General features: G+C 63.8%; 23 protein-coding genes. 13 read left to right on the plus strand and 10 right to left on the minus strand.

Annotated elements, in window-relative coordinates; genetic code table 11:
* Window positions 1-5 precede the first annotated feature (5 nt).
* Window positions 6-1,406, minus strand: a complete 1,401-nt coding sequence (trmFO, locus tag ACREC7_RS04670) for a methylenetetrahydrofolate--tRNA-(uracil(54)-C(5))-methyltransferase (FADH(2)-oxidizing) TrmFO (protein ID WP_431554528.1) — start codon at window positions 1,404-1,406, stop codon at window positions 6-8.
* 230 nt (window positions 1,407-1,636) lie between these two features.
* On the opposite strand from trmFO, the gene ACREC7_RS04675 reads away from it, so the two are divergent.
* The 4 genes from ACREC7_RS04675 to ACREC7_RS04690 all read left to right on the plus strand — a co-directional run bounded on the left by ACREC7_RS04675 (window position 1,637) and on the right by ACREC7_RS04690 (window position 4,385).
* Window positions 1,637-2,287, plus strand: coding sequence for a hypothetical protein (locus tag ACREC7_RS04675; RefSeq protein WP_431554529.1), 651 nt, complete (start codon window positions 1,637-1,639; stop codon window positions 2,285-2,287).
* 192 nt (window positions 2,288-2,479) lie between these two features.
* The gene (locus ACREC7_RS04680) at window positions 2,480-3,004 is read left to right on the plus strand and encodes a DUF1097 domain-containing protein (RefSeq protein ID WP_431554530.1); all 525 of its coding nucleotides are present in this window, start codon (window positions 2,480-2,482) and stop codon (window positions 3,002-3,004) included.
* A 159-nt stretch (window positions 3,005-3,163) separates the two neighbouring features.
* On the plus strand, window positions 3,164-3,331 hold the full coding sequence (locus ACREC7_RS04685) for a hypothetical protein (RefSeq protein WP_431554531.1): 168 nt from the start codon (window positions 3,164-3,166) through the stop codon (window positions 3,329-3,331).
* 259 nt (window positions 3,332-3,590) lie between these two features.
* Window positions 3,591-4,385: a hypothetical protein gene (locus ACREC7_RS04690; RefSeq protein WP_431554532.1), complete on the plus strand. Its 795-nt coding sequence runs from the start codon at window positions 3,591-3,593 to the stop codon at window positions 4,383-4,385.
* A gap of 18 nt (window positions 4,386-4,403) precedes the next feature.
* On the opposite strand, the gene ACREC7_RS04695 is transcribed toward ACREC7_RS04690, so the two are convergent.
* Together ACREC7_RS04695 and ACREC7_RS04700 are read right to left on the minus strand one after the other, a co-directional pair.
* Window positions 4,404-4,940, minus strand: coding sequence for a glycine zipper domain-containing protein (locus ACREC7_RS04695; protein WP_431554533.1), 537 nt, complete (start codon window positions 4,938-4,940; stop codon window positions 4,404-4,406).
* A 26-nt stretch (window positions 4,941-4,966) separates the two neighbouring features.
* Window positions 4,967-5,647 (minus strand): thermonuclease family protein, encoded by a 681-nt coding sequence (locus ACREC7_RS04700; protein WP_431554534.1) that lies wholly within the window; start codon window positions 5,645-5,647, stop codon window positions 4,967-4,969.
* Window positions 5,648-5,909: 262 nt separating this feature from the next.
* Here ACREC7_RS04700 and ACREC7_RS04705 point away from each other — a divergent pair, with 262 nt between their 5' ends.
* Both ACREC7_RS04705 and ACREC7_RS04710 read left to right on the plus strand, forming a co-directional pair.
* Complete coding sequence (locus ACREC7_RS04705; protein WP_431554535.1) at window positions 5,910-6,527, plus strand: glutathione S-transferase family protein; 618 nt, start codon at window positions 5,910-5,912, stop codon at window positions 6,525-6,527.
* 117 nt (window positions 6,528-6,644) lie between these two features.
* On the plus strand, window positions 6,645-7,079 hold the full coding sequence (locus ACREC7_RS04710; protein WP_431554536.1) for a cupin domain-containing protein: 435 nt from the start codon (window positions 6,645-6,647) through the stop codon (window positions 7,077-7,079).
* 5 nt (window positions 7,080-7,084) lie between these two features.
* On the opposite strand, the gene ACREC7_RS04715 is transcribed toward ACREC7_RS04710, so the two are convergent.
* A complete protein-coding gene (locus ACREC7_RS04715; RefSeq protein WP_431554537.1) occupies window positions 7,085-7,522 on the minus strand; it encodes a hypothetical protein in 438 nt (145 codons plus the stop codon).
* A gap of 88 nt (window positions 7,523-7,610) precedes the next feature.
* Between ACREC7_RS04715 and ACREC7_RS04720 the strand changes: the two genes are divergently transcribed.
* The 3 genes from ACREC7_RS04720 to ACREC7_RS04730 all read left to right on the plus strand — a co-directional run bounded on the left by ACREC7_RS04720 (window position 7,611) and on the right by ACREC7_RS04730 (window position 9,222).
* On the plus strand, window positions 7,611-8,348 hold the full coding sequence (locus ACREC7_RS04720; protein WP_431554538.1) for an intradiol ring-cleavage dioxygenase: 738 nt from the start codon (window positions 7,611-7,613) through the stop codon (window positions 8,346-8,348).
* Window positions 8,338-8,835: a putative molybdenum carrier protein gene (locus ACREC7_RS04725; protein ID WP_431554539.1), complete on the plus strand. Its 498-nt coding sequence runs from the start codon at window positions 8,338-8,340 to the stop codon at window positions 8,833-8,835. Before ACREC7_RS04720 ends, ACREC7_RS04725 begins: the two co-directional genes overlap by 11 nt.
* A gap of 87 nt (window positions 8,836-8,922) precedes the next feature.
* Window positions 8,923-9,222, plus strand: a complete 300-nt coding sequence (locus ACREC7_RS04730) for a hypothetical protein (protein WP_431554540.1) — start codon at window positions 8,923-8,925, stop codon at window positions 9,220-9,222.
* Between the two features lie 69 nt (window positions 9,223-9,291).
* Here the strand turns inward: ACREC7_RS04730 and ACREC7_RS04735 are convergent, their stop codons facing one another.
* Together ACREC7_RS04735 and ACREC7_RS04740 are read right to left on the minus strand one after the other, a co-directional pair.
* The gene (locus tag ACREC7_RS04735; RefSeq protein ID WP_431554541.1) at window positions 9,292-9,489 is read right to left on the minus strand and encodes a hypothetical protein; all 198 of its coding nucleotides are present in this window, start codon (window positions 9,487-9,489) and stop codon (window positions 9,292-9,294) included.
* 105 nt (window positions 9,490-9,594) lie between these two features.
* Window positions 9,595-10,947 (minus strand): MFS transporter, encoded by a 1,353-nt coding sequence (locus ACREC7_RS04740; RefSeq protein ID WP_431554542.1) that lies wholly within the window; start codon window positions 10,945-10,947, stop codon window positions 9,595-9,597.
* 435 nt (window positions 10,948-11,382) lie between these two features.
* Between ACREC7_RS04740 and ACREC7_RS04745 the strand changes: the two genes are divergently transcribed.
* A complete protein-coding gene (locus tag ACREC7_RS04745; protein WP_431554543.1) occupies window positions 11,383-11,646 on the plus strand; it encodes a GlsB/YeaQ/YmgE family stress response membrane protein in 264 nt (87 codons plus the stop codon).
* 557 nt (window positions 11,647-12,203) lie between these two features.
* Window positions 12,204-12,893: a Crp/Fnr family transcriptional regulator gene (locus tag ACREC7_RS04750; protein WP_431554544.1), complete on the plus strand. Its 690-nt coding sequence runs from the start codon at window positions 12,204-12,206 to the stop codon at window positions 12,891-12,893.
* Between the two features lie 55 nt (window positions 12,894-12,948).
* On the opposite strand, the gene ACREC7_RS04755 is transcribed toward ACREC7_RS04750, so the two are convergent.
* Window positions 12,949-13,236 (minus strand): HU family DNA-binding protein, encoded by a 288-nt coding sequence (locus ACREC7_RS04755; protein WP_431554551.1) that lies wholly within the window; start codon window positions 13,234-13,236, stop codon window positions 12,949-12,951.
* Between the two features lie 406 nt (window positions 13,237-13,642).
* Here ACREC7_RS04755 and ACREC7_RS04760 point away from each other — a divergent pair, with 406 nt between their 5' ends.
* Window positions 13,643-15,478 carry an amidohydrolase gene (locus tag ACREC7_RS04760; RefSeq protein ID WP_431554545.1) on the plus strand — a complete coding sequence of 612 codons (1,836 nt, stop codon included), beginning with the start codon at window positions 13,643-13,645 and terminating at the stop codon, window positions 15,476-15,478.
* A gap of 16 nt (window positions 15,479-15,494) precedes the next feature.
* Here the strand turns inward: ACREC7_RS04760 and ACREC7_RS04765 are convergent, their stop codons facing one another.
* The 3 genes from ACREC7_RS04765 to ACREC7_RS04775 form a co-directional block, all read right to left on the minus strand.
* Complete coding sequence (locus ACREC7_RS04765) at window positions 15,495-16,841, minus strand: NAD(P)/FAD-dependent oxidoreductase (RefSeq protein WP_431554546.1); 1,347 nt, start codon at window positions 16,839-16,841, stop codon at window positions 15,495-15,497.
* Between the two features lie 161 nt (window positions 16,842-17,002).
* Window positions 17,003-18,034, minus strand: a complete 1,032-nt coding sequence (locus ACREC7_RS04770) for an alpha/beta fold hydrolase (protein ID WP_431554547.1) — start codon at window positions 18,032-18,034, stop codon at window positions 17,003-17,005.
* Window positions 18,009-19,829, minus strand: coding sequence for a pentapeptide repeat-containing protein (locus ACREC7_RS04775; RefSeq protein WP_431554548.1), 1,821 nt, complete (start codon window positions 19,827-19,829; stop codon window positions 18,009-18,011). Before ACREC7_RS04775 ends, ACREC7_RS04770 begins: the two co-directional genes overlap by 26 nt.
* Before the next feature lie 360 nt (window positions 19,830-20,189).
* On the opposite strand from ACREC7_RS04775, the gene ACREC7_RS04780 reads away from it, so the two are divergent.
* On the plus strand, window positions 20,190-20,615 hold the full coding sequence (locus ACREC7_RS04780) for a hypothetical protein (protein ID WP_431554549.1): 426 nt from the start codon (window positions 20,190-20,192) through the stop codon (window positions 20,613-20,615).
* Window positions 20,616-20,958 lie beyond the last annotated feature (343 nt).

Consider the following 20,958-nt stretch of genomic DNA (forward strand, 5'->3'; position numbering starts at 1 on the left):
CCGCGTCACTCCGCGGCGATCGACGCGACTCCGGCAAGCCAAAGCTCGAGATCGGCAAGCGCGCGCGTGGCAAGCGCGTGCTTCCGAGCGAGCGTCTTGCTGCCGCGTTCTCCCTTTGCGCGCTTCGGCGGAGCGGCGAGGGGAGGGAACAGACCAAAATTGACGTTCATCGGCTGGAAGCTGCGCGAGGCGCCGTCGCCGCTGCTCGCGAGATGCCCGCAGGTGATGTGATTGAGGAGCGCGCCAAGCGCCGTGGCGGGTGGCGGCAGCGAGACCGCTTGGCCGAGGCGTTCGGCTGTGGCAAAGCGGCCTGCGAGCAGCCCGATGGCAGCCGACTCGACATAGCCCTCGACCCCGGTGATCTGTCCGGCAAAGCGGAGCCTTGCGTCAGTTTTCAGCCGCAAGCTCCCATCGAGCAGCACCGGGCTGTTGAGGAAGGTGTTGCGATGCAGGCCGCCGAGCCGCGCGAACTCCGCCTGCTCAAGCCCCGGGATGGTGCGGAAGATGCGCACCTGCTCGGCATGTTTGAGCTTGGTCTGGAACCCCACCATGTTCCACAGGCTGCCGAGCGCATTATCCTGCCTGAGCTGCACCACGGCATAAGGCCGTTCCGGGCGATGCGGGTTGGTGAGGCCGACGGGCTTCATCGGGCCGTAGGCCAGCGTCTCGCGTCCGCGCTCAGCCATAACCTCGATGGGCAGGCACCCCTCGAAATAGGGCGTCGAGCCTTCCCACTCCTTGAACGCGGTCTTCTCGCCCGAGATCAGCGCGTCGATAAAGGCGCCGTACTGCGCCTTGTCGAGCGGGCAGTTGATGTAATCGGCGGTGCCGCCGCCGGGACCTGCCTTGTCGTAGCGCGACTGCAGCCAGCACACGCTCATATCGATCGTCTCGCGGTGCACGATCGGGGCGATGGCATCGAAGAAGGCAAGCTCGGCCTCGCCGGTCAGCGACTGCACGGCGCGCGCAAGCGCGGGCGAGGTGAGGGGGCCCGTCGCCACGATGACGCTGTCCCAGTCGGCCGGGGGAAGGGCGCCAATCTCTTCGCGCACGATGCAGACCAGCGGCTCCTCTTCGAGCCGGCGGGTCACCTCGCCGGCAAAACCGTCGCGGTCGACGGCGAGCGCGCCCCCGGCCGGTAACTTGTGACGATCGGCGGCGGTCATGATCAGAGAGCCGGCCCGGCGCATTTCCTCGTGCAACAGGCCGACGGCATTGGCTCCCCAATCGTCTGAGCGGAAGGAGTTGGAGCAGACAAGCTCGGCGAAGGCGCCTGTCTGATGCGCCTCGGTCCGCCGCAGCGGGCGCATCTCGTGCACCACCACAGGCACGCCGGCGGCCGCGAGCTGCCAAGCGGCCTCGCTGCCGGCAAGGCCACCGCCGACCACATGAACCTCTTTGACCATGGAGGCTAGCTAGCTCCCAATCGGCGCCGATTCAAGCCGGGGACGCGTTCGCAGATTTTGGCCGAATTCCGAGGCGGGCGGCGGCGCCACTGTTGCCGCGATGTGACAGAAGCCGGAAAACTGCTCAGGACGCAGGCCACAACCTGCCTGTTGGCGGGGGCCAATGCTACAACAACACTCCAAGGAATCGAAATTCGGCCGGTTTTTCAATGGGACAGGGGCGCGTTCTCGTGAGCCTGGTTCTCGCGGCGGTTAGTGTCGCCGGGTGCACCTATGATCGCGGCGAAGGCCCGCCGCAAATCCACTTTGCCGAGTTCAGAGTGGCGCCGCCTGACGGCAATACCGTCGAAGTCTGTCACGCTTACACCTGCCAGATGAAGACCACATTCTACTTCCGTCCCAAGGACATCCAGGACATCACGGCGGAGATGCGCAAGGTGAAGAAGGGCGACACGCCGTTCCAGGAGCGCCGCGCCATCGCCTACGCCATCGCCATGATCGAAAAGAAGGTTGGCGCCAAGCTCGGCATCAACGACAGGGCTGGCATGCAATTTGGCGGCACCGGCGATCCTACCCAGCAGGATTGCGTGGACGAGGCGACAAACACCACGAGCTATCTCCTCATCCTCCAGTCGCATGGGCTGTTGAAGTACCACACGGTTGGCATCCCCATGACCAAGGGGGACCTTCTGAAGGCGACATTGCAGGGGGATCCGGTGAAATACTGGCCGCATTGGACCGCGGTGATCGAGGAGAAGAAAACCCGCCAGAGGTTCGCGGTCGATTCCTGGATTTACGCCAATGGCGAGAACCCGGCCGTGGTCGAGGTCGAGAAGTGGTACATCAAGGACATCGACAATCTGCCTAAGGCCACGAATTAGCGGCCCATTCGGCCCCCCCTCGCGAATTTGGGCAAAAATATGAAATGATGTTCAAAATGGGACGCTTTTCGATTATGCTTTAGTCGGGAGCCGAATCAATATGGCGTAAAAATAGGCTCCCGCTCCATAGAGCCGGTGGACCGCCGGCAGCGCGGACATCCACCCGCTCTCCAACCAGCAAAGGGGGGTGAGATGTCCTTGAATACAGCCTTAGCAATTAGCCTTGGCGTACTGGGTGCCGTCGCGACCTGGCTCTTCCTTGGGCCGCTCGGCGGCATGCTCGCAATCTGGGCGGCCTTTATCGCCTGGGGATGCTACTATCATTCCGGTGGCAAAGAGACCGGTCTGCAATCAACGATCCTGGGCACCGCAGCCGGCGCCGTGATCGCCGGCATCACCTTGAAAGTGGCGGGAATGGGCGTCGGCCTACCAGAGACCATGTGGACGGCCATTTGCGTGGGCCTCGGCGTGGCGGCGATGGTGCTGCTCGCCAATGTCCCGATGTTCGCGAGCATTCCCGCGCAAGTCTATGGCTTTGCCTCGACCGTCGCCTACGCCATGCTCAAAGGCGGAAGCGTGACCGAGGCCTCAATGGCCAACCCGGTCGTCGTCATCATCCTTTCGATGATCCTCGGCGCGGTCTTCGGCTATGTGTCGGAGAAAGTTGCCGGCATGCTCATGGGCGCTGGCGACCATCGGGCTGCGGCAAAGGTTTAACGCGCCGCGAGACGCTCGCGCGAACAAGCTCCGCGAGCGGGACCGCTAGAAGCGGCCCCGCCCGCGTCTGCGCTTTGCAATAACGGCGTGACGTTACAAAGCAACGTCACGCCGTTTCTGTTAGTCTGATCGCGGACCAAGCACGAAGGAGCAATTTGCATGAATGGACCGTACAATTACGGCGCGGAAGGCGTGAAATATGGCGTGAGCTTCGGTACCGCGCTCGCCATCGCCATTTCCTACACCAACAACCATTCGATCCTGTGGGCCATCATCCACGGACTCTTCAGCTGGCTCTACGTGATCTATTTCGCCCTGTTCAAATAGCCGACCTGAACGAGGCGCCAGGAAAGCCGCGCCATGCGGCTTTCTTCAATCCCCCATGCGATCAAGACAGCGCGAGGTCATTCATCTCGCCGTTCTTAACCCTCGCTTCGATCTATTGTGGTTACTGATCCGCTCCTGAGCGATGTTGGCAACACACCGTTTGCCACAGCAACAAACCTTTACCGGCACGCCCTTGCGCCCAACCTGATGCTGGCGCAAGGTCGTGCGGCTTCAACCCAAAGTGTGGAGTGGCGTCTCCATGTCCTCTGTCGTTGTTGGTTGGACTGGCAGATGTCCCGATCGGAGAGATCGCGCGCGGCTCATCGCGCATCTTGAGCGGCTGGCCGAGGTCAGCGACAGCTATCTGCGCACCAGGCTTCCCGAGCCTGTCATCGTAACCGGCCGCGCCGCCGCGTTGCCGGGCAAGGTGCGGCGCGCCCGTGCCAATATCGAGCACGTCAACCGAACTCTCTCGGGCCGGATCGTGATCTCGAGCGGGATCGTGCCCGACCAGAATACCTTTCTCGCCGCCGCGCGCGAGGCGGAGTTGCCCGCCATCGACCATCCCGACATCGAGCGCGCCTCGATCACCTGGCTCAAGAGCGCGCGGCTGAGCGGTATCGATTTCCGGCTGTACGACCCCAGTGAGCTGCATCCAGACGCCGACCGGCTGAGCTTCGTCTTCCTCGAGAGCGAGGCCGCGCCCTTCCTCAACGGCAGGCTCGTTCAGGTCGAACGCCAGGACCACGACGCTGATATCATTCGCGAGGCGAGCTTCTATCTCCGCGGTCCGGACCTCCATTTGCACAGCTATCTCGAGGATTGGATCGACCTGTTGTTCTCCTGGGTGAAGTACTTCTTCGTCGGCGATTTGTGGTGGCGCCGCTTCGAGGACATGCAAGGCTACGAAGATTATCGGGAGGTGTTCTCCGACGTGCAGAACACCATGGGCAGGGAGCGCGCCGAGCAGGCGACCTTCGATGCGATCCTCGCCACCTTCACCCAGCATGCCGAGCATTGGAGCGGCAAAGTCGCCGCCGGCGGCAGCAGGTAAGCGGTTCGCTCGTGGCCGTTATTGCGGGATCACCCAGTTCGACCCGTCGGCTTGCGCCACTTCCGTCCGGCACAGCGTGACGTCCTGGCTTTGGGTCTGCCCGTTCTTGCTGACGCTCTGGGTCACCTCGCGACAGGTGGTGCCGTCAGGCTTTTGATAGGGCTCCGACTTGGGCACGACCCAGCCCGAAGCCGTGACCGTATTGGTCTGCGGGTTGGTCCGCTTCCATTGCACCTTCTTCGGCGGGGCGCTCTTCACCACAGGCTGCTCCGCCGCCATCTCGCTTGCGAGCGCGAGCTGACGCCGCTCTTCCTCGTCGAGCGACCGGCCGATGGCGCTGCCGACGAGGCCTCCGGCCACGGCGCCGATCACCGCGCCACCGACGGGGTTGAAGCCGGCATTCCTGGCGATGAGGCCGCCGGTGATGCCTCCGGCCACGGCGCCAATTCCGGTGCCTGCCTGCTGGCGCGAGCCTGGCGCGCCGCATCCGGCGACCAAACTACCGATTGCAATGATGAGGACCAAAGCCCCGATCACGTATCGCGATGTCACCATGGCCAACCCCCAATAATGGCGGAGCCTCACTGAAAAATGCCGCGGCGATTGCGCCGCGCGTCATCCGCAGCCTGCCGGTATTGCGGCGTTGCGTCGGCGGCGGGACGCGCCGCTCCGTTGGTCAGCGCGGCAAGCCCGAGATCGACGTTGCTCACGAAACAAACGTAACGCTCGCTGATTGGCTCGCAGCGGATCTGCGAGCCCTGTTCCTCGATGAATTTCGCAAGCTGGTCGCGATAGGGCGAGCCAAGCCCCTTGATGCCGGCGAGTTCGATGGTCTCGCCCTGGATCTTGAGCGTGCCGGTGTCGATGACCTGCTCCACCGTGCCGGTCAACATCACGGGTTGCGGCTCTGGCGGCAGCGGCATCGGCTCAGGCGCGGTCGCTGCCTCAGGCGGCGATTCCGGTGGGAGGTCGATCGGCGGCATTGGCGCAGCCTGCGGCTTCGGCGCCACCGCCGCCATGGTCACTCGCGTCTCATTGGCAGGAGCAGGGATGCTCGATACCGCCTCGGCATCGACACCGGACGCGTCGTGATTGGCCTGAGCCTGATTTTGCGCTGGGGGCTGAATTGGGACCTGCCATGTCTTGATCTGATCGGAGATGTAGCCGCCGACCACATTGGCGACGATGTCCGTGATCAGGACGCCGCCAATGCTAACGATCGAGACGATTCCCGCCAATTTCCAGCGTTGATCAGAGGACATGCAAAATCGGTCGAGCGACCCCCCTCAGCCGATGACGGACTTGGCAAAACCCTAACACGAAGTCGGAACACTGAGAACATGGCGGGGAACATGGCGGGATTTGGGCTTCGTGCCCTTGAGCCCGGATTTGCGCGTTGAAAACGCCGGAAATCGGGCGCTTTGGCCGCCTCCCCACAGCGGCACGGGCCGCTCTGCCTGCTTCACGCCCCCGCCATCATTGTCGTGCAAACCGAACCGACAGCAGCGCCAAAGGAGGTTCGGGATGGCCAAGCTCACGCTCTATCATGCCGCGCCGTCGCGCTCGTCGATCATGCGTTGGATGCTGGAAGAAATCGGCGAGCCCTACGACATCCATTTGCTGCGGCTCATGGAGGGCGATCAGGCCAAGCCCGACTATCTCGCCATCAACCCGATGGGCAAGGTGCCGGCGCTGAAACATGGCGACGTGGTGGTCACCGAGGCAGCCGCCATCTGCACCTATCTCGCCGACGCCTTCCCGCAAGCGCGGCTCAACGTGCCGATCGGCGATCCCCGCCGCGGCATCTATCTCAAATGGCTGTTCTTCGGGCCAGGCTGCGTCGAGCCGGCGATCACCGACCGCGCTTTTCCCCGCAAGGAGGAACCGCGCCGCGCCGCGCTCGGTTATGGCGATTTCGACACGGTGATGAACGTGGTGGCCAACGCCGTAGCCAAAGGCCCGTACCTCATGGGCGAGCAGTTCACCGCCGCCGACGTGGTCATCGGCTCGACCCTACGCTGGGGCATGATGTTCAACCTGTTGCCGAAGCGGCCGGAATTCGTCGATTACGTCGCGCGCATCGAGACGCGTCCGGCGCTCAGGCGGGCGACAGCGCTCGACCAGGAGCTCGCCGCCGCCTGACGCTGTAACAGATCGACAAAGTTTCAGTCTAATCTGCCGCGGCGTCGTCACCGATCGGTAACCGCCCGTCATGCTATGGTGGGCGAGGTTCGCCTCGAACTCATGAAGGAGCAACCTATGGTTTCCAAGAATCCGGTCGTCGATTCCAGCACTCTCAAACGTGGAGAGGTGTGGGGCGAGACCGACCCCGCCGTGCATTGGGCCGGCGCCTTCGCCGTTTATGGCGCGCACGGCGCCACGGCGTCCTCGACCATCGTCTACGAGATCGAGCCAGGCAAGCGGCTTGGCTGGCACACCGATGCGACGGAAGAAACGCAATACATCATCGCCGGGACCGGCAAGCTTTATATGGAAGACGGGTCCACTTGGCCGGTCGGGCCAGGCAGCGTGTTCGTGCTGCCGACACCGGTGCGCCACGACCTGGAAAACACCGGCAAGGAAACGCTGCGCGCCGTCGCTTTCTTCGCCGCGGCGATGTTCACGCAGGACTTCGACCAGGTGATGCTGCCGCCGAAGAGCCACATCCTCGGCACGCCCAACCGCGAAGGCTGAGGCCTCTATTTGGCCGGCCGTGCTGCCCTCACGAGCCGCAGGAATAGCGCCGTGCCGAATCCCCAGCTGCCGTTGAGCATCATGGAGGCGAGGAAGCGCGGCCAGAGTTCCGGAACCGGCTCGCCCTTGATCGGCGGCACCACGAAGAATCCGACGAGCGGCAGCGCGATCGCCCCGATGATGATCCAGCCCGCCCAATAGGCGCGCCCGCGCAAACGCGAGAGCAGGGGTGCCAGAACCGCGCCCCACACCCCTCCCCAGAACGCCTTGGAGATCACCGACGGCACGCCGAAGGGCGGGATGGGGTAGAGCGGCCAGGCCGGGCGCTCGGGCGGGATGAGGCCGATGTGATTGAACAGGAACCACAGGCTCTGATGGAAGATGAGCACGGCGAGCGCGCCGCCGACAAAGCCCAGGATCGAAAGTCGCGCCATTGGCGGCATCGAAGCCTTCCCTCATTGACGCCATGATGCAACGGCTCAATGAAAGCGCAAGGCAAGACAAGGTCGCGTTTCGGTGGGAAGCTGCGTGATGGTCATGGGCAAGAACCGGAAAGAGAAGGCGACTGGCCTGACCCGCCGCCAAGCCCTGGCCGGCGCCGCAGCGACGTTCGGCTTCGGCCTCGCCGCGGGCACCACCCTCTCGGCGCAAGAGCGCCTTGCCGCCACGCTCCCCGGCGCCAAAGTGTGCATCCTCACGCCTGAGGCGGTGCAAGGTCCGTTCTATTTCGACCCGAAGCTCGTGCGCGCCGACATTACCGAGGGGAGGCCCGGCGCGCCGCTCGCGCTCACTTTGCAGGTGGTTTCCGCCAAGGATTGCACCAGGCTGAACGGCGCCCGCGTCGATCTCTGGCATGCCGACGGCCGTGGCATGTATTCAGGCTATCGCGGCCAGGGCGACGACGCCGTCTCGACCCGCGGCCAGACCTTTCTGCGCGGCACGCAATTCACCGATGCCGACGGTCAGGTGCGCTTCGCCACGATCTATCCCGGCTGGTATCCCGGCCGCGCGCCGCACATCCACTTCAAGATCTTGCTCGACGCGACGACCCTGGTCACCGGCCAGCTCTATTTTCCCGACGACCTCTCGGCGCGGATCTATGCGGGGCGCCCGCCCTACGACGAGCGCAAAACGAAGCGCGACATTGTCGCCAATGAAGAGGACTTCATCTTTCAGGACCAGGGCGGCGCCGACACGCTGGTGAGCGTGACGGAGGAAGGCGGGTCCTATCTCGCCTCGCTCGTTATCGGCGTCGACCGTGCCGGCTGACGAGATGCTGACCATCGTCTCCGGCGGCCAGACCGGGGTGGACCGCGCCGCGCTCGATGTGGCCATCGAGCGGGGCATTGCCTATCGCGGCTGGTGTCCGAAGGGCGGCTGGGCCGAGGATCGTCCGAGCCCTCCCGGCGTGTTGGCCCTTTATGCCGGGTTGCGCGAGACGCCTGAGGCAGACCCACGTGAGCGCACGGAATGGAACGTGCGCGACTGCGATCGGCTGATGGTGCTGGTCGACCGCACCGGGCTGCCGGTGTCGAAAGGCACCGCGCTTGCGATTGAATGCGCCAAGGCTCTGGCCAAGCCGCATATCGTCATCGATATCGATGCCGGCGGCGCCGAACATCTTGCGGCAGGCTTCCTCGGCGAAGGGCAGGGGCCGTTGGCGCTGTGTATCGGCGGCCCGCGCGAAAGTGAGGCACCTGGAATTTATGTGAAGTCGAAGGCATTTTTGGTGCGCCTGCTGGCAAGCCGGATTTGAAGGTTTTTTGCGCGGGCGTCGCTTTGACCTTTCGCGCTAAAAGTGCGGCTTCGCTATGCTCACCGGACAAGAAGATGGAGGATCGCCATGCGCATGATGCTGAAGATCTTGATACCGACGGATGCCGGCAACGACGCGGTCAAGGATGGCTCGCTCGCCAAACTGTTCGAGAAGACGATCCGCAAACTCAACGCCGAAGCGAGCTATTTCGTCGCCCAGGATGGTCTGCGCTGCGCATTGATCTTTTTCGACATGAAGGATTCTTCCGAGCTTCCCGCCATCGCCGAGCCGTTATTTGCGGGGGTCAATGCCGAGATCGAGGTGATCCCGGCGATGAACGCCGACGATTTGAAGAAGGGCCTCGGCGCAGCGATGTCGGCCGTGTGAGAGCGCAGACAAGCCTCGTCAACTGGACAACCTTGCTAGTGATGATGGCAGGACGACAGACCGGCGTCGTCAGCCTTTGCCGATGAGCGCCTCGCGCTCCCTCAGCAGCGCATCCAATTTCGCCTGCTGGTCGGCGATGCGATCGGCGTTGCGCTCTTCGTCGGCCGCGCCCGAATAGGCTGCGGCCTGCTCGATCAACTCGCGCAAGTTGTCTTCGACGATTTGGATACGTTTGTCGACGTCGGCGAGTGCTGCCTGGTCCACCATGCGATTTGCCTCGATTGGAGCTTGTGTCGGGGGCGGACCCCCAATAACACGCCACCTCTTTTCGGCAAACAACGGCATGCCGTCAACCGTGTCAGAGCTCCACCTTTAACCAAATGCCTTCGCTCCGTCGCCGCGCAGCCCGGTGCGCAGCGTCTCGGTCATCAGGTACGAGCAGGCAAATGAGATCAGGGCAATGACGATGACGAACACGGCCACCGAGTACAAACTTCTGGTCATGGCGACGAGCGCGGTGCAGATCAGCGGCGACATGCCGCCGAAGATGGCGGCAAACTGATAGGCCAGCGAGCTGCCGCTGTAGCGCATGCGGGTGGAGAACTGCTCGGCGAAGTACGCCGATTGCGGCCCGTAGACCGCACTGCGGCAGGCCTGGACGCCGAGACCACCGAGCAGGAACAGCCAAATATTTCCGGTCGAGACCAGCATGAAATAGGGGATCGCAATCAGAGCGAGCACGGCCATGCCAGCGAGGAACAGCTTGCGGCGGCCGACATGGTCCGAGAGCAGGCCGAAGGCCAGAATCATTGGAATATCGGACAGGCTCAAGCTCGCGTTGGCGGTGAGGATTGCGGTGCGGTCGTAGCCAAGCTTGGTCGTGGCGTAGGAGATCAGCCACACCGACACGATGTAGAACGTGGCGTGGGTGGCGACGAACGACCCGGCGGCCAGCGCAATTTCTTTGGGGTAGGTCTCGAGCGCCTCGAGTACCGGCATCTTGGCGGCCGCCTTGGCGTCGAGCGTCTCCTGGAAGATCGGGCTTTCGGCCACGGTGAGGCGGATCCACATGCCGACCGCGATGAGCAGCGCGCTCGCCAGGAACGGCACCCGCCATCCCCAGTCGAGGAACTGCTCGTCGGACAGCGTTGCTGACAGCAGCGCATAGGTCCCGGTGCCGAGGACGATGCCGGCCGGCACGCCGACCTGCGGCCAGGCACCATAGAAGCCGCGCCGGTGTTCAGGCGCGTGCTCCACGGCCATCAGCGCCGCGCCGCCCCACTCGCCGCCGACGCCGAAGCCTTGGGCGAAGCGCAGCGTAACCAGCAGAACCGGTGCCACGATGCCGATCGTGGCGTAGCCGGGCAGCAGGCCCATCAGCACCGTCGCCGCGCCCATGAGCAGCAGCGAATAGACCAGCATGGGCTTACGGCCGATCTTGTCGCCGTAATGGGCGAAGACCGCACCGCCGACGGGCCTGGCGATGAACCCGACGGAAAAGAAGGCGAACGCGGCCAGGGTCCCCGTCACCGGATCGAATGACGGGAAGAACACCTCGTTGAACACCAGGGCCGCAGCGGTGCCGAAGATGAAGAAGTCGTACCACTCGATCGTCGTTCCGATCAGGCTGGCGAAGGCCACCTTGCGCGACGAGCCGAGAGACGGCAGGGCATGGGTATGGCGAGCGGTGTAGAGAGGAACGGCAGGATCTCGGGGAGCTGCCACGCAATCGCTCCTACCGGTGCGCGGCGGACGGCGGTGCCACCTTCGCGGGATGGCCGCCGTCGCCGCGGCCTCCATCAGGCAATTCTATCTTGCCGCTGTAACTGCCGCCGAAGTAGCGCTGCGGGCAGGGCGGTCAGCAAAGTCTTGCGGTTCATGGTGCCTTCCACCCAAATCGACTTTCCGGCTGAAAGGTGACAGTCCGGGCACGCTCGGCCTAGTATGTAACGGTATCAAACCCCTGGCGCCGATGCCAAAACCTTCGCGGACTGGTGGCGCCTGTGGAACATGCCAGAGGGTGACGTCGCAAGCTGATGGAGGGCGTCTTCAAGTCCGGCGTGCTCGGGACCGACGCACCCTGGGTCGGCTAGACTCTGCTGCTTGTGCGCGCCCGCTTGTGCTAGACTGCGACCTGTCGTTCAGCCAAGGGGGGAAACCATGCTGACAGCACTCATCATCGCTATTGTCATCGGCGCAATTGCGGGCTGGCTTGCCGGCCTGCTCGTGCAAGGGACTGGCTTCGGTCTGGTCGGCGATATCGTCGTCGGCATCTTGGGAGCGCTGATCGCGGGCTTCCTGTTTCCCATGCTGGGCATCGCGCTCGCGCTTGGCGGCGGTTTGCTCGGCGCCATCATCCTCGCCTTCATCGGTGCCGTGATCCTGCTCGTCATCGTCAAGGTGTTCAAGCAGATCACGGCGTAGCGCCGCTCCGCGCCGGCCATACTTATTTCGCTCGCCGTTCAAGGCCACGCCGCGGAGACGCTTGCCCACCGCCGGACAATTGATCTTCGTGCGAAGCGGCCGCCTGACCAAAATGGTCTATTGCCGGTGGCAATCGCTCACTGGGCCGGCGCGGCTTGGGCGTGCTTTGGGCAGAGAACCGTAGGGCGCGCCGGTTCGCCTAGCCTGTGGCCGGCGTCGGGCGCCAACCGCTTCCATTCGGCTGGCAGCTTCCCCTGGAAACTCTTGTCGCACTTCTTGCCCGCGCACCGCCTCACCACGTCGGCCGCGTTCACTCCACTCAGTTCATCGCTGGCAATCATCACCTACTCGCCGATCTGACGCTGCCTTTGGCGCCTACTCTACGATATCAGCCATAACTAGGCGCGCAAGATAGCCGGCCCGTGCCTGGCGTCGTCGCAAAGCAATAACCATGCGGGGTACTCCTTCGCAGCGCGCGGGCTTGGTGCTGGCACTCGGTCGAGACTTCGATCATCTTATGGAAGCGCTCATCGCGTGAGGCCTGGAGGAGGGTCTTTATGGACGACTTGGCGACGATGTTCAGCTTCAACAATTGGTTTGGGCATTTCTCCTACGTGCTGATTGCGATTTCCTACTGGCTGAGCGACATCTTCTGGCTGCGCGTGGTCGCCGTTGTCGGACTGTCGTTTGAGATCCTCTATTTCTGGCATTCAGGCGGCGATCTCCGCACCGGCATCGGCTGGGACATAATCTTTATCCTCATCAACCTCTACCAACTCTATCGGCTGTTGAAGGACCGCCTGTCGCTGCGCCTACCCGAGGGCGATCGCGAATTGCTGCGCAGCGTGCTGACCGGCCTCGACGATTCACAGATCGCGCGTCTGCTCAACGCCGGCAAGTTTGTCGATCTCGCCGACGGTACGAGGCTCGCCGAGGAGAACGAGGCGCTTGAGAGAATCTTCTTCATCTGCTCCGGCCGCGCCGGCGTCATGATCGGCGGCCGCGAGGTCTCGCATCTGGAGAAGGGCAGCTTCGTCGGCGAGGTCGCGTTCCTAACCGACAAGCCGGCAACCGCGACGGTGATTGCCGAAGGCGACATGAGGGCGATTGCCTTTGACAGCCGCACCCTCAGGCAGTTCTTCGACAAAGAGACGGAGGTCGCGGGCCTGATCTACCGGCTTCTCGGCCGCGAGCTCGCCAACAAGATCAAGGTCAGCAATAGGCTGCTCGCGACCGCAGAAGCTTGAGGTGAACGGCGTCTCTGCCCACGACAGCCATGAGCCGAGGCTTGGAAGCTTTGCGTCAGACAGCGTCCTTGGCGGCCTTCACCGGGCGCACTTTCAGCATCTTGCGGGCCGGCTTCGCCTTGAACACGGTCGGCTCCTTGGTGAACGGGTTGATGCCCGTGCGCTCCTTGGTGGCCGGCTTCTTGACGACGATGAACTTGGCGAAGCCCGGCAACAGGAACTCGCCAGATTTCTTCATCTCCTTGTGGCCGACGCTGGCCAGCGCCTCGAGGGCCGCCTTCACGTCCTTCTTCGCCAGCGAGCACTCGTCGGCGATCTTCTCGATCAGCTCAGATTTCGACATCATAGGATCGGTCCCTTCCGAAAAAGCGTAGCCTTAGGCAGCCTAGAGGCCTTGGCCGCACCCTTATAGACTATGACGCATGGCCGATTCGGGCCGAATTGTCTGCACCTAAGCCGATGATCCTGTTGGTATCTCTAAAGCTTGGCCGGAGCCGGGGTGGGGGATCGCAGGACGGTTTGGTCCCGAATGGCGGGGTGGCTCCCTTCTCATACCTCCCTTGCGGGAGAAGCGGGAACGGCTTGGTCAACTCATCCTTTACAGGCGCAGGAGCCGCTCGGCATTGCCGCGGCGGTTGCGTCATTGGTAACCGTCGCGGCGCGTCCCGTTTGCAAGAAGGCCGGAAAGGCTCCATTGAACCCGTTCGAGAGCGGTCCGGTAATCGTGGTTGAGGCTCAAGCGGCAATCCATGCAGATGATTCACCGGGTCTTCCTTGCTGCAGCCCTCATCGCGGCGCCGAACTTTGCATTTGCGGGCAATCACGAGCTTGCCCGTGAGCCGCACGGCATCGACACGCCAGTTCCCGAGGCTGCCGCGGCGCCGGCGCCGTCCAAGAAGATCACCATCTATACGGCGAAGACGATCGTGACGCAGGATCCCGGCACGCCCACCGCGCAGGCGGTTGCGGTGATGGACGGCAAGATCCTCGGCGTCGGCACGCTTGACGAAGTCAAAGGGTGGGTCACCGACGAGGACGTCAAGATCGACCGGCAGTTTCAGGACGCGGTGATCGTGCCTGGCTTCATCGAAGCGCATATGCACCCGCAAATCACCGGCGTGCTTTGGCTCGGCGTCTATGTCGGCCGCTTCGACCGGACCTCGCCCGAGGGCACGCTGGTCAAGGGGCTTGAGACCAAAGAGGCGGTGCTCGAGCGGCTGAAAGAGGCCGCAGCAAAAATGCCGGCCGACGGCAAATGGCTGGTCGCTTGGGGATATCAGCCGGAATTCTACGCAGACTCGCCGCTCACCCGCGACGATCTCGATCCGATTTCAAACGGTCATCCGATGCTGATCGAGAATCTGTCGATGCATATCTATTACGCTAACAGCAAGGCGTTCGAGATTGCCGGGATCGGCGATAGCACCGAGATCGTCGGCATCGTCAAGAAGGACGGCAAGCCCACCGGCGAGATCGAGGAGATTACGGCGGCTCTTGCTTTCGCCGAGAAGCTCCCGCCGCTCGATGCCAAGACCATGCTCAAGGCCACCTGGGGCGCGGCCGAGCTCGCGCATCGCGTGGGCGTGACCACCTTCGCCGATCTCTCCTTCGGCACCATTCCGGGCGGCTACAAGGCCTATCAGACGGTTGCCGCCGACCCCAACTTCCCGGTGCGCACCGTTATGAACCCGGTTATCCAGGTCTTCCAAAAGCCTGAAATCGTGGCCAAGGGTGGGCTCGATGCTCTCACCGAGTGGCACAAATTCGATACCGATCGTCTCAGCTTCGGCGGCGTCAAGTTCGTGGTCGACGGATCGATCCAGGGCTACACCGGCCTCATTCAATGGCCCCATTACTACAAGACGTTTGCCAACGGAGTCGCCAACATCTCGCAAGAGGATTTGAACAAATGGGTCCTCGAGGTCCACAAGCGCGGGTTCCAGGCCGTGATCCATACCAACGGCAATGAAGCGACCGAGATGGCGCTCACCGCGCTCTCCGAGGCTGAGCGGCAAGATCCGCAATTGGCGACGCGCCATCGGCTTGAGCACAATCAGTTTGTGTCGCAGAGCCAGCTTCTGAAAATGAAGGAGCTTGGCGTCGCCACCAATCTGTTCACCAACCACATCTACTACTGGGGCGACTTGCACTACTCGACATTCGTCGGACCTGACCGCGCCGAGGACATGGACCCGGCGGGAAGCGCTGAGCGCCTGGGGATCCCCTACAGCATGCATTCGGATGCTTCGGTCACGCCGGTCGATCCGCTGTTCTGCATGTGGACAGCGAGCGCGCGCAAGACCATGTCGGGGCGCGTCCTCGGCGAGGCCGAACGCATCACCGTTCCGCAAGCCTTGCACGCGGTGACCCTCGGCGCGGCCTATCTGCTTGGGCAGGACGACAAGAAAGGCTCGATCGTCGCCGGCAAGCTCGCCGATTTCACCGTTCTTGACCGCAACCCCCTCGACGTCACCTCGCCGGATGAGTTGAAGGACATCAAGGTGCTGGGGACCGTCATGGGCGGCAAAGCCTTCCCTGCTGGCCCCCTTAGCGGCGACCCGGGGTCTGCCGACAAGGCGCCGTAACCGAGCGTCGCGGCTTTCAGGCATTCGCTTCCCGATGCGGCGTGAGGAGCCCGCCGCCGGACCCCTTGACCAAGCGTCCGTGGCGATAGGGCGTGGGATCGACGATCGGCGGCTCGCCCGTCACCAAGTCAGCCATGAGATAGCCTGCGCCGGGGCCGATGCCGAAGCCGTGGCCTGAGAAGCCGCTCGCAATGAAGAAGCCGGGAAGTGAAGGCACCTCTGAGATGACGGGAACGCCATCCGGCGTCGCATCGATCACGCCGGCCCAGCGCTCGACGACCGTCATGCGGCCGAAAGCCGGGAAGCTCTGCACGAGGTTCCTTTCCCCCTCATCGAGGATGGCGCAGGAGGGCGCAGGGTCCAGCGTGCGGACCGTCTCGAACGGCGTCTCGGCATCGAGCGCCCAGCGCCTCGGGATGCGCCATTCCTTAATGAAGCTGCTACCGGCGCGCAGCCGCAATTCGTGCCACTGGGTGATCAGGGCGGGGAGGAAATCGAAGAACAGCCTGAAGCTGTCCGGCGTGAGCTCGGCGACGTTGGCGTTCCGCCGCGCGATCGAGTAGCCGCCGTCGAGCCGCTTGCGGAAGGCGAAATTGTCGGCGCCGGCGGCGCGATCCGGCGCACCTTCCACGGGCCCGGTGCGCATCACCGAGGCGAGCAGCTTGAGCTGCGGCAGCTCCACCCCGAGATTGCCGCAGAAGAGCCGCGACCAGGCGCCACCTGCGAGCACCGCCTTGCGGCAGCGGATCGGCCCGCGTTCCGTGACGACGCCGCTTAACCGCCCGGCGGTCGTCTCGATCCCGCGCACGGCGCAAGCCTCGAGGATCGCGGCGCCCTTCCTGAAGGCGGCGTTGGCAATGGCCGACGTGGCTTTCTCCGGCTCGGCGCAGCCGTCGCTCGGCGTGTAGAGCGCCGCAGGCCACCGCCGCGACGACCCAGGCAGGAGCCGGTCGATCTCGTCAGGCCCGATCAGGCGGGAGTCGATCTGATACGCCTTGGCGTGCGCCAGCCACGCCTCGTGTTTCGCCGCCTCCTTCGAGGTCTCGCACAGATAGACAACGCCGGTCTGGCGAAACCCCGTCTCGGCGTTGGTCCGCGCGTTCATCCCCTCCCACAGCCGCAAGGACTCCACCGCGAGCGGGACCTCGGCGAGATCGCGCCCCATCTTGCGGCACCAGCCCCAATTGCGGCTCGACTGCTCGCCGGCGATCCTGCCTTTCTCGCAGAGCGCGACCGGCACGCCTCTCTCGGCGAGGAAGAGCGCGGTCGAGGCGCCGACGATGCCGCCGCCGATGACGACGACATCAGCCTCCGCCGGAAGCTCTGAGGTCGTGTGGACTGGATCGACGCGCGGTGCCGTCACTTGCCGTCTCTATGCAGCATCGATCTCACCCGAGCTCGCCGGAACGGCGTCCCGGGCGCGGAAGGACGCTGACGGACGCCTCATTTTTTTCCAGTTTCTTTCCTTCAGAATCGGCCGCCATGATCCAAGCCTGTCTCCGCCGCCTGTAGGCTCAGCGATGGCTAAGGATGGTCCGGGGTGACGCCTAGCGAGCCCATGCGCGCCGCCTCGACCACTTGCCGCACGGCAGCGATCACCAAATTCGGCTCCGTGGTCTGGATGTAGTGCCCGCTCCTGGTGGCGATCACGTGCTCGGCCCCTGGCACAAGCGCCACCAATTTGTCTTGGCAATCCCGCCAGATCTTCTCCTGCTCGGCCGAAAAGTTCGCCGGCAGCTTGGAGTCAGGGGACAGCTCCATCGGACGTCCGCGGGAGAGGACGACGAGCGGCATCGGGCGCAACGGCCTCGCGTCCGCCGCCTGATGCATCTCGGCCGCGCTCGCATCGACGTCCAGCCTTTCGATGTCGTGATAGTCGGCGAGCTCAGGCGGCGTGCTCGAGGTCATGTCCTTCCACTGCTCTGGCGTCACCAGCGCCTTGAGCTTCGTCCAGAAATCCTCCTGCGCGGCATCCACCAGGACAAGGCCGACCACGTCGTCGGGGGGAACGGTGCTCGCGAACAGCCTGACGACCAGGCCGCCGAACGAATGGCCGACCAGCACGAAAGGAGGGCGCACGCCGGCAGCGGCAAGGAGCGCGCGCAAATCGGCAACGACGTCGCCGGCGCTGCGCGGCATCGGCGCCGGGTCGCTGCGGCTTCGCTGGATCGTTTGGGACCCGGCGATGGTTCCTGGACGATGGTAGGCACAGACGCGCGTGAACGCGGCGACGCCGTCAAAGACGGAGCTCTGCCCCGCCACCTCGGGCGCCACCTCACTCCAGATGTCGCCATTGTTGCCGGCGCCGGCCTCGAGGATGACGGTCGGGGTGCCGGACCCCTTGCAGGCGAGGTAGAGCCGGCGGCCGCCGATATCCACCAGGCCGGCGAAGTCACCGCTCGCCGCGACCCCGCTCTCCACAACCGGCGGCGTTGTCGCTTGACCAAAGGCGGCAGGCGTCGGGCCACCGATCAGGAGCGCGGCCAGGAGCGTCAATGCGGCAATCCGAAGCGTATGAGGCATGATCACCTCAGTCGAGCGCTGCCCGAGTCTCATCCGTCAGTGCCTTCCCGCCCTTGCAATTCTCATCGAGCAGCGCGCTTGCGAAAGCCTTGGCATAGCCTTTTCCGAAATGCTCAGTCTCAAGCTCCTTGGCTCGTAGCGCCATGCTATTTGCGACAGTACCCTCGGCATCGGCGCAGGCCAAACCGGCATGAAAGCGAGCGAGCTCCTCGGCTGACGGTTCCTTCGCCGTGCCGGCATAGTCCGTCCAGCTTTTCGCATCGTCCCAGTTCGGCGGCTCATTGCGCAGGATCTCATCGAGGCGGGACATCACGACCGGCAACACCACGGGGTCGGTGATGCTGGCGTTGAGGTCCTGTTTCAACTGCGCCTGCGCCTCAGGCGTCAGAGGCGACATTTTGAGATCGGCCAAGCCCGTTGGAGCCGGCGATTGATCGGCAAGGTCGGATGGGAAATTGACCAGCCAAATCTCTGCCGCTGCCAGGTCAGCGCCCTGAAGCTGGACCCCTTCGAGTTTGGCGCCCTGAAGCTGAGTCCCCCGCAAATCGGCGCCCTGAAGATTGGCGGAGCTGAGATCGGCGCCCTGAAGCTCCGCCCCTCGCAAATCGGCGCCCTGAAGATTGGCGTAGCTCAATTCGGCGCCCTGAAGTTGGGCCTTGCTCAAATCGGCGCCCTGAAGCTGGGCCGAGTTCAACTGGGCGCCCTGAAGCTGGGCGCCTTGCAAAAATGCCCCCTGAAGCTGGGTGTCCTTGAGCTTGCCCTTGGCGAGCGTCTTCCACATTTGCGTGGCACGGAGATCGGCCCACGAAAGATCGGCGCGGTGAAGATCCGACCGGCTGAGCAGGGCAAAGCGAAAGTTGCGTTCGCGAAGCACGACCTTCTCGTCTTCCTCAGCGCCGAGATCGGTGTCCTCGACGATGAGAACGCGATACGACAACAGCCAACGTCGCCACCACCCCTTGTCGTTATCGTCGGGCAGGCGGTCGTAAACGATGCGGCGCACGAGGGGGTTCAGCAGCTTCGCCTCTGCATCCGCCCCGCCCCTGATGCTTGCCGGGGCGACAAACCCCAGACGCCGATCGATCCATTCGTTTGGCACGGTGGCGATCAACCAGCTGAAGCCGACCACGAGCGGAAGCAGGAAAAGGACCAGGAGCACCTGTGTACCCGAGGCCTCCCAGGCCTCTGCTTGCGGCCCGACTTTGATGTCCCATCTCCGCCGCTCCGGGCCGGTATTCTGCATGAGAGGCGTGAGCAGAATGAGCATGGCGAAGCCGAGGATCACGGCGAGCCGATGCCAGTAGGTGATCGAGATCTCGTGGTAGGGCAGGAACTTGATCTGAAAGTAGAGCAGCGTGATGATCGGCAGGACGCTGAACGTCACGTAGACGATCAGCTGCATCATGAACTTGGTGATCAGATTGGGCCTGGGGCCGGCCGCGATCTGCGAGAACACGTAGGAATGCACCCGTTCACGGGCCGGGTGCTGGGTCCCGGTTTCCATCTCATAAGGGGCGATGGCGTCGGTGAACCTGCGATATTTCCGCGCCAGGATGACGTGCTGAACGAGGAGCGACAAATAGACGAGCAGGAACAGCAGCGGCGCGTATTGGAAAAAGCCAACCAGGGGAATGTCGGCGTTGATGATGGGCAGCTTGACCGGGCTGTTGAGCAGGAGGTTCTTGTGGCTCACGGATGCGAGCGTCACCACCACATAGGTCAGCAGCAGGAGGAAGGCGAGCCAGCTGCTCCAGGCCGGATCGCTGGCCCTGTTGGCCTCGTCCAAGAGCTCCTGGGCGTCCTCGGAGGGACTAGGGGGCATGGTCATTCAGGCAGGTTCCGGCAGGCTTGGTGAGGGTAGTCTCGGTTGAAGCTGAGGACTCATACCTCCCCCTTGCAGGGAGGTCGACCGGCGAGAGCCGGTCGGGTGGGGGATTTCTCAGCGCTGGGGTATTTCTATTTTTGACGCCGCTACGCGGCTTACCCCTCACCGCGCTCGCATGGCGCTCAAGTAGCGTGCGATAGCGCATCAAAATGCGAGCGCGTGCTCTCCCACAAGGGGAGAGCGGGAGCTGGTTGCGCCGCATGGGCATGATCAAATGCTTCACCACCCGCTTGTCCCACTCGACTCCGCGGGCGCTTTCATTTACGCCCGCGTCGGGGCCGGCTGGCCGGGAGGGGCGCTGCGATGATCACCCTGGATGAAATTCGGGACTTCGGCATGCGCTTCTTCAATGCAGTGGCGAACGGAGCGACGGCCGCCGAGCAGGCGCAATTCTTCCTCGATCCTCATGCGCGCATCTACATCGCCTGGAACGGCGCAACCATCAGCCTCAAGGAGCACGAGACCCTGCATGCTCAGTGGGTCAACGAGCACCACAGCTTCGGACATTTCGAGCTCACGCCGCTCAATGCATCGCCCGAGCGCGTTCGGGCGCAAGGCACCGTCTATTGGCAGGTGGAGATTGCCGGCCGGCCGGCGCCCAACGCGATCAAGGCTGTCGTCGGCGAGGACTGGATCCTCGAGCGCGCGCCCGGAGGCGCGCTGAGATTCGTTCTCTACCTCAACACCTTCCACCATTTGCTGCCGGACTCCGCGCCGCTCGATTTGTGAGGGGGCTCGATGGGCATGATCAATTGCTTGACCGCCCAGCGCTGCTGTGGCTTCCGTATACTTTTCATACCTCCCCCTTGCGGGGAGGTCGACCGGCGCGAGCCGGTCGGGTGGGGGTGAATCTTTTTCGACGCGGCAAAGCCGCTTACCCCTCACCGCGCTCGCATGGCTCTCAAGCAGCGAGCGATAGCGCATCAAAATGCGAGCGCGTGCTCTCCCACAAGGGGAGAGCGGGGAGCGTGTTGCGCCGCTCAGGCGTGTTTCATCGCCTCGCTGCCCAGCGCTGCTTCTCATACCTCCCCCTCGTGGGGAGGTCGACCGGCGCGAGCCGGTCGGGTGGGGG

It is taken from the genome of Methyloceanibacter sp. (assembly GCF_050728395.1).
Classification (GTDB): domain Bacteria; phylum Pseudomonadota; class Alphaproteobacteria; order Rhizobiales; family Methyloligellaceae; genus Methyloceanibacter.

What these genes read in the sequence shown, in the direction of transcription:
- ACREC7_RS04695 (WP_431554533.1), bottom strand. Translation starts at nt 4,940, where the DNA reads ATGGTGACATCGCGATACGTGATCGGGGCTTTGGTCCTCATCATTGCA.
- ACREC7_RS04750 (WP_431554544.1), top strand. Translation starts at nt 12,204, where the DNA reads ATGGACGACTTGGCGACGATGTTCAGCTTCAACAATTGGTTTGGGCAT.
- ACREC7_RS04770 (WP_431554547.1), bottom strand. Translation starts at nt 18,034, where the DNA reads ATGAGACTCGGGCAGCGCTCGACTGAGGTGATCATGCCTCATACGCTT.
- ACREC7_RS04780 (WP_431554549.1), top strand. Translation starts at nt 20,190, where the DNA reads ATGATCACCCTGGATGAAATTCGGGACTTCGGCATGCGCTTCTTCAAT.
- ACREC7_RS04735 (WP_431554541.1), bottom strand. Translation starts at nt 9,489, where the DNA reads ATGGTGGACCAGGCAGCACTCGCCGACGTCGACAAACGTATCCAAATC.
- ACREC7_RS04690 (WP_431554532.1), top strand. Translation starts at nt 3,591, where the DNA reads ATGTCCTCTGTCGTTGTTGGTTGGACTGGCAGATGTCCCGATCGGAGA.
- ACREC7_RS04705 (WP_431554535.1), top strand. Translation starts at nt 5,910, where the DNA reads ATGGCCAAGCTCACGCTCTATCATGCCGCGCCGTCGCGCTCGTCGATC.
- ACREC7_RS04760 (WP_431554545.1), top strand. Translation starts at nt 13,643, where the DNA reads ATGCAGATGATTCACCGGGTCTTCCTTGCTGCAGCCCTCATCGCGGCG.
- ACREC7_RS04775 (WP_431554548.1), bottom strand. Translation starts at nt 19,829, where the DNA reads ATGACCATGCCCCCTAGTCCCTCCGAGGACGCCCAGGAGCTCTTGGAC.
- ACREC7_RS04710 (WP_431554536.1), top strand. Translation starts at nt 6,645, where the DNA reads ATGGTTTCCAAGAATCCGGTCGTCGATTCCAGCACTCTCAAACGTGGA.
- ACREC7_RS04680 (WP_431554530.1), top strand. Translation starts at nt 2,480, where the DNA reads ATGTCCTTGAATACAGCCTTAGCAATTAGCCTTGGCGTACTGGGTGCC.
- ACREC7_RS04745 (WP_431554543.1), top strand. Translation starts at nt 11,383, where the DNA reads ATGCTGACAGCACTCATCATCGCTATTGTCATCGGCGCAATTGCGGGC.
- ACREC7_RS04730 (WP_431554540.1), top strand. Translation starts at nt 8,923, where the DNA reads ATGCGCATGATGCTGAAGATCTTGATACCGACGGATGCCGGCAACGAC.
- ACREC7_RS04720 (WP_431554538.1), top strand. Translation starts at nt 7,611, where the DNA reads ATGGTCATGGGCAAGAACCGGAAAGAGAAGGCGACTGGCCTGACCCGC.
- ACREC7_RS04685 (WP_431554531.1), top strand. Translation starts at nt 3,164, where the DNA reads ATGAATGGACCGTACAATTACGGCGCGGAAGGCGTGAAATATGGCGTG.
- ACREC7_RS04700 (WP_431554534.1), bottom strand. Translation starts at nt 5,647, where the DNA reads ATGTCCTCTGATCAACGCTGGAAATTGGCGGGAATCGTCTCGATCGTT.
- ACREC7_RS04755 (WP_431554551.1), bottom strand. Translation starts at nt 13,236, where the DNA reads ATGTCGAAATCTGAGCTGATCGAGAAGATCGCCGACGAGTGCTCGCTG.
- trmFO (WP_431554528.1), bottom strand. Translation starts at nt 1,406, where the DNA reads ATGGTCAAAGAGGTTCATGTGGTCGGCGGTGGCCTTGCCGGCAGCGAG.
- ACREC7_RS04715 (WP_431554537.1), bottom strand. Translation starts at nt 7,522, where the DNA reads ATGCCGCCAATGGCGCGACTTTCGATCCTGGGCTTTGTCGGCGGCGCG.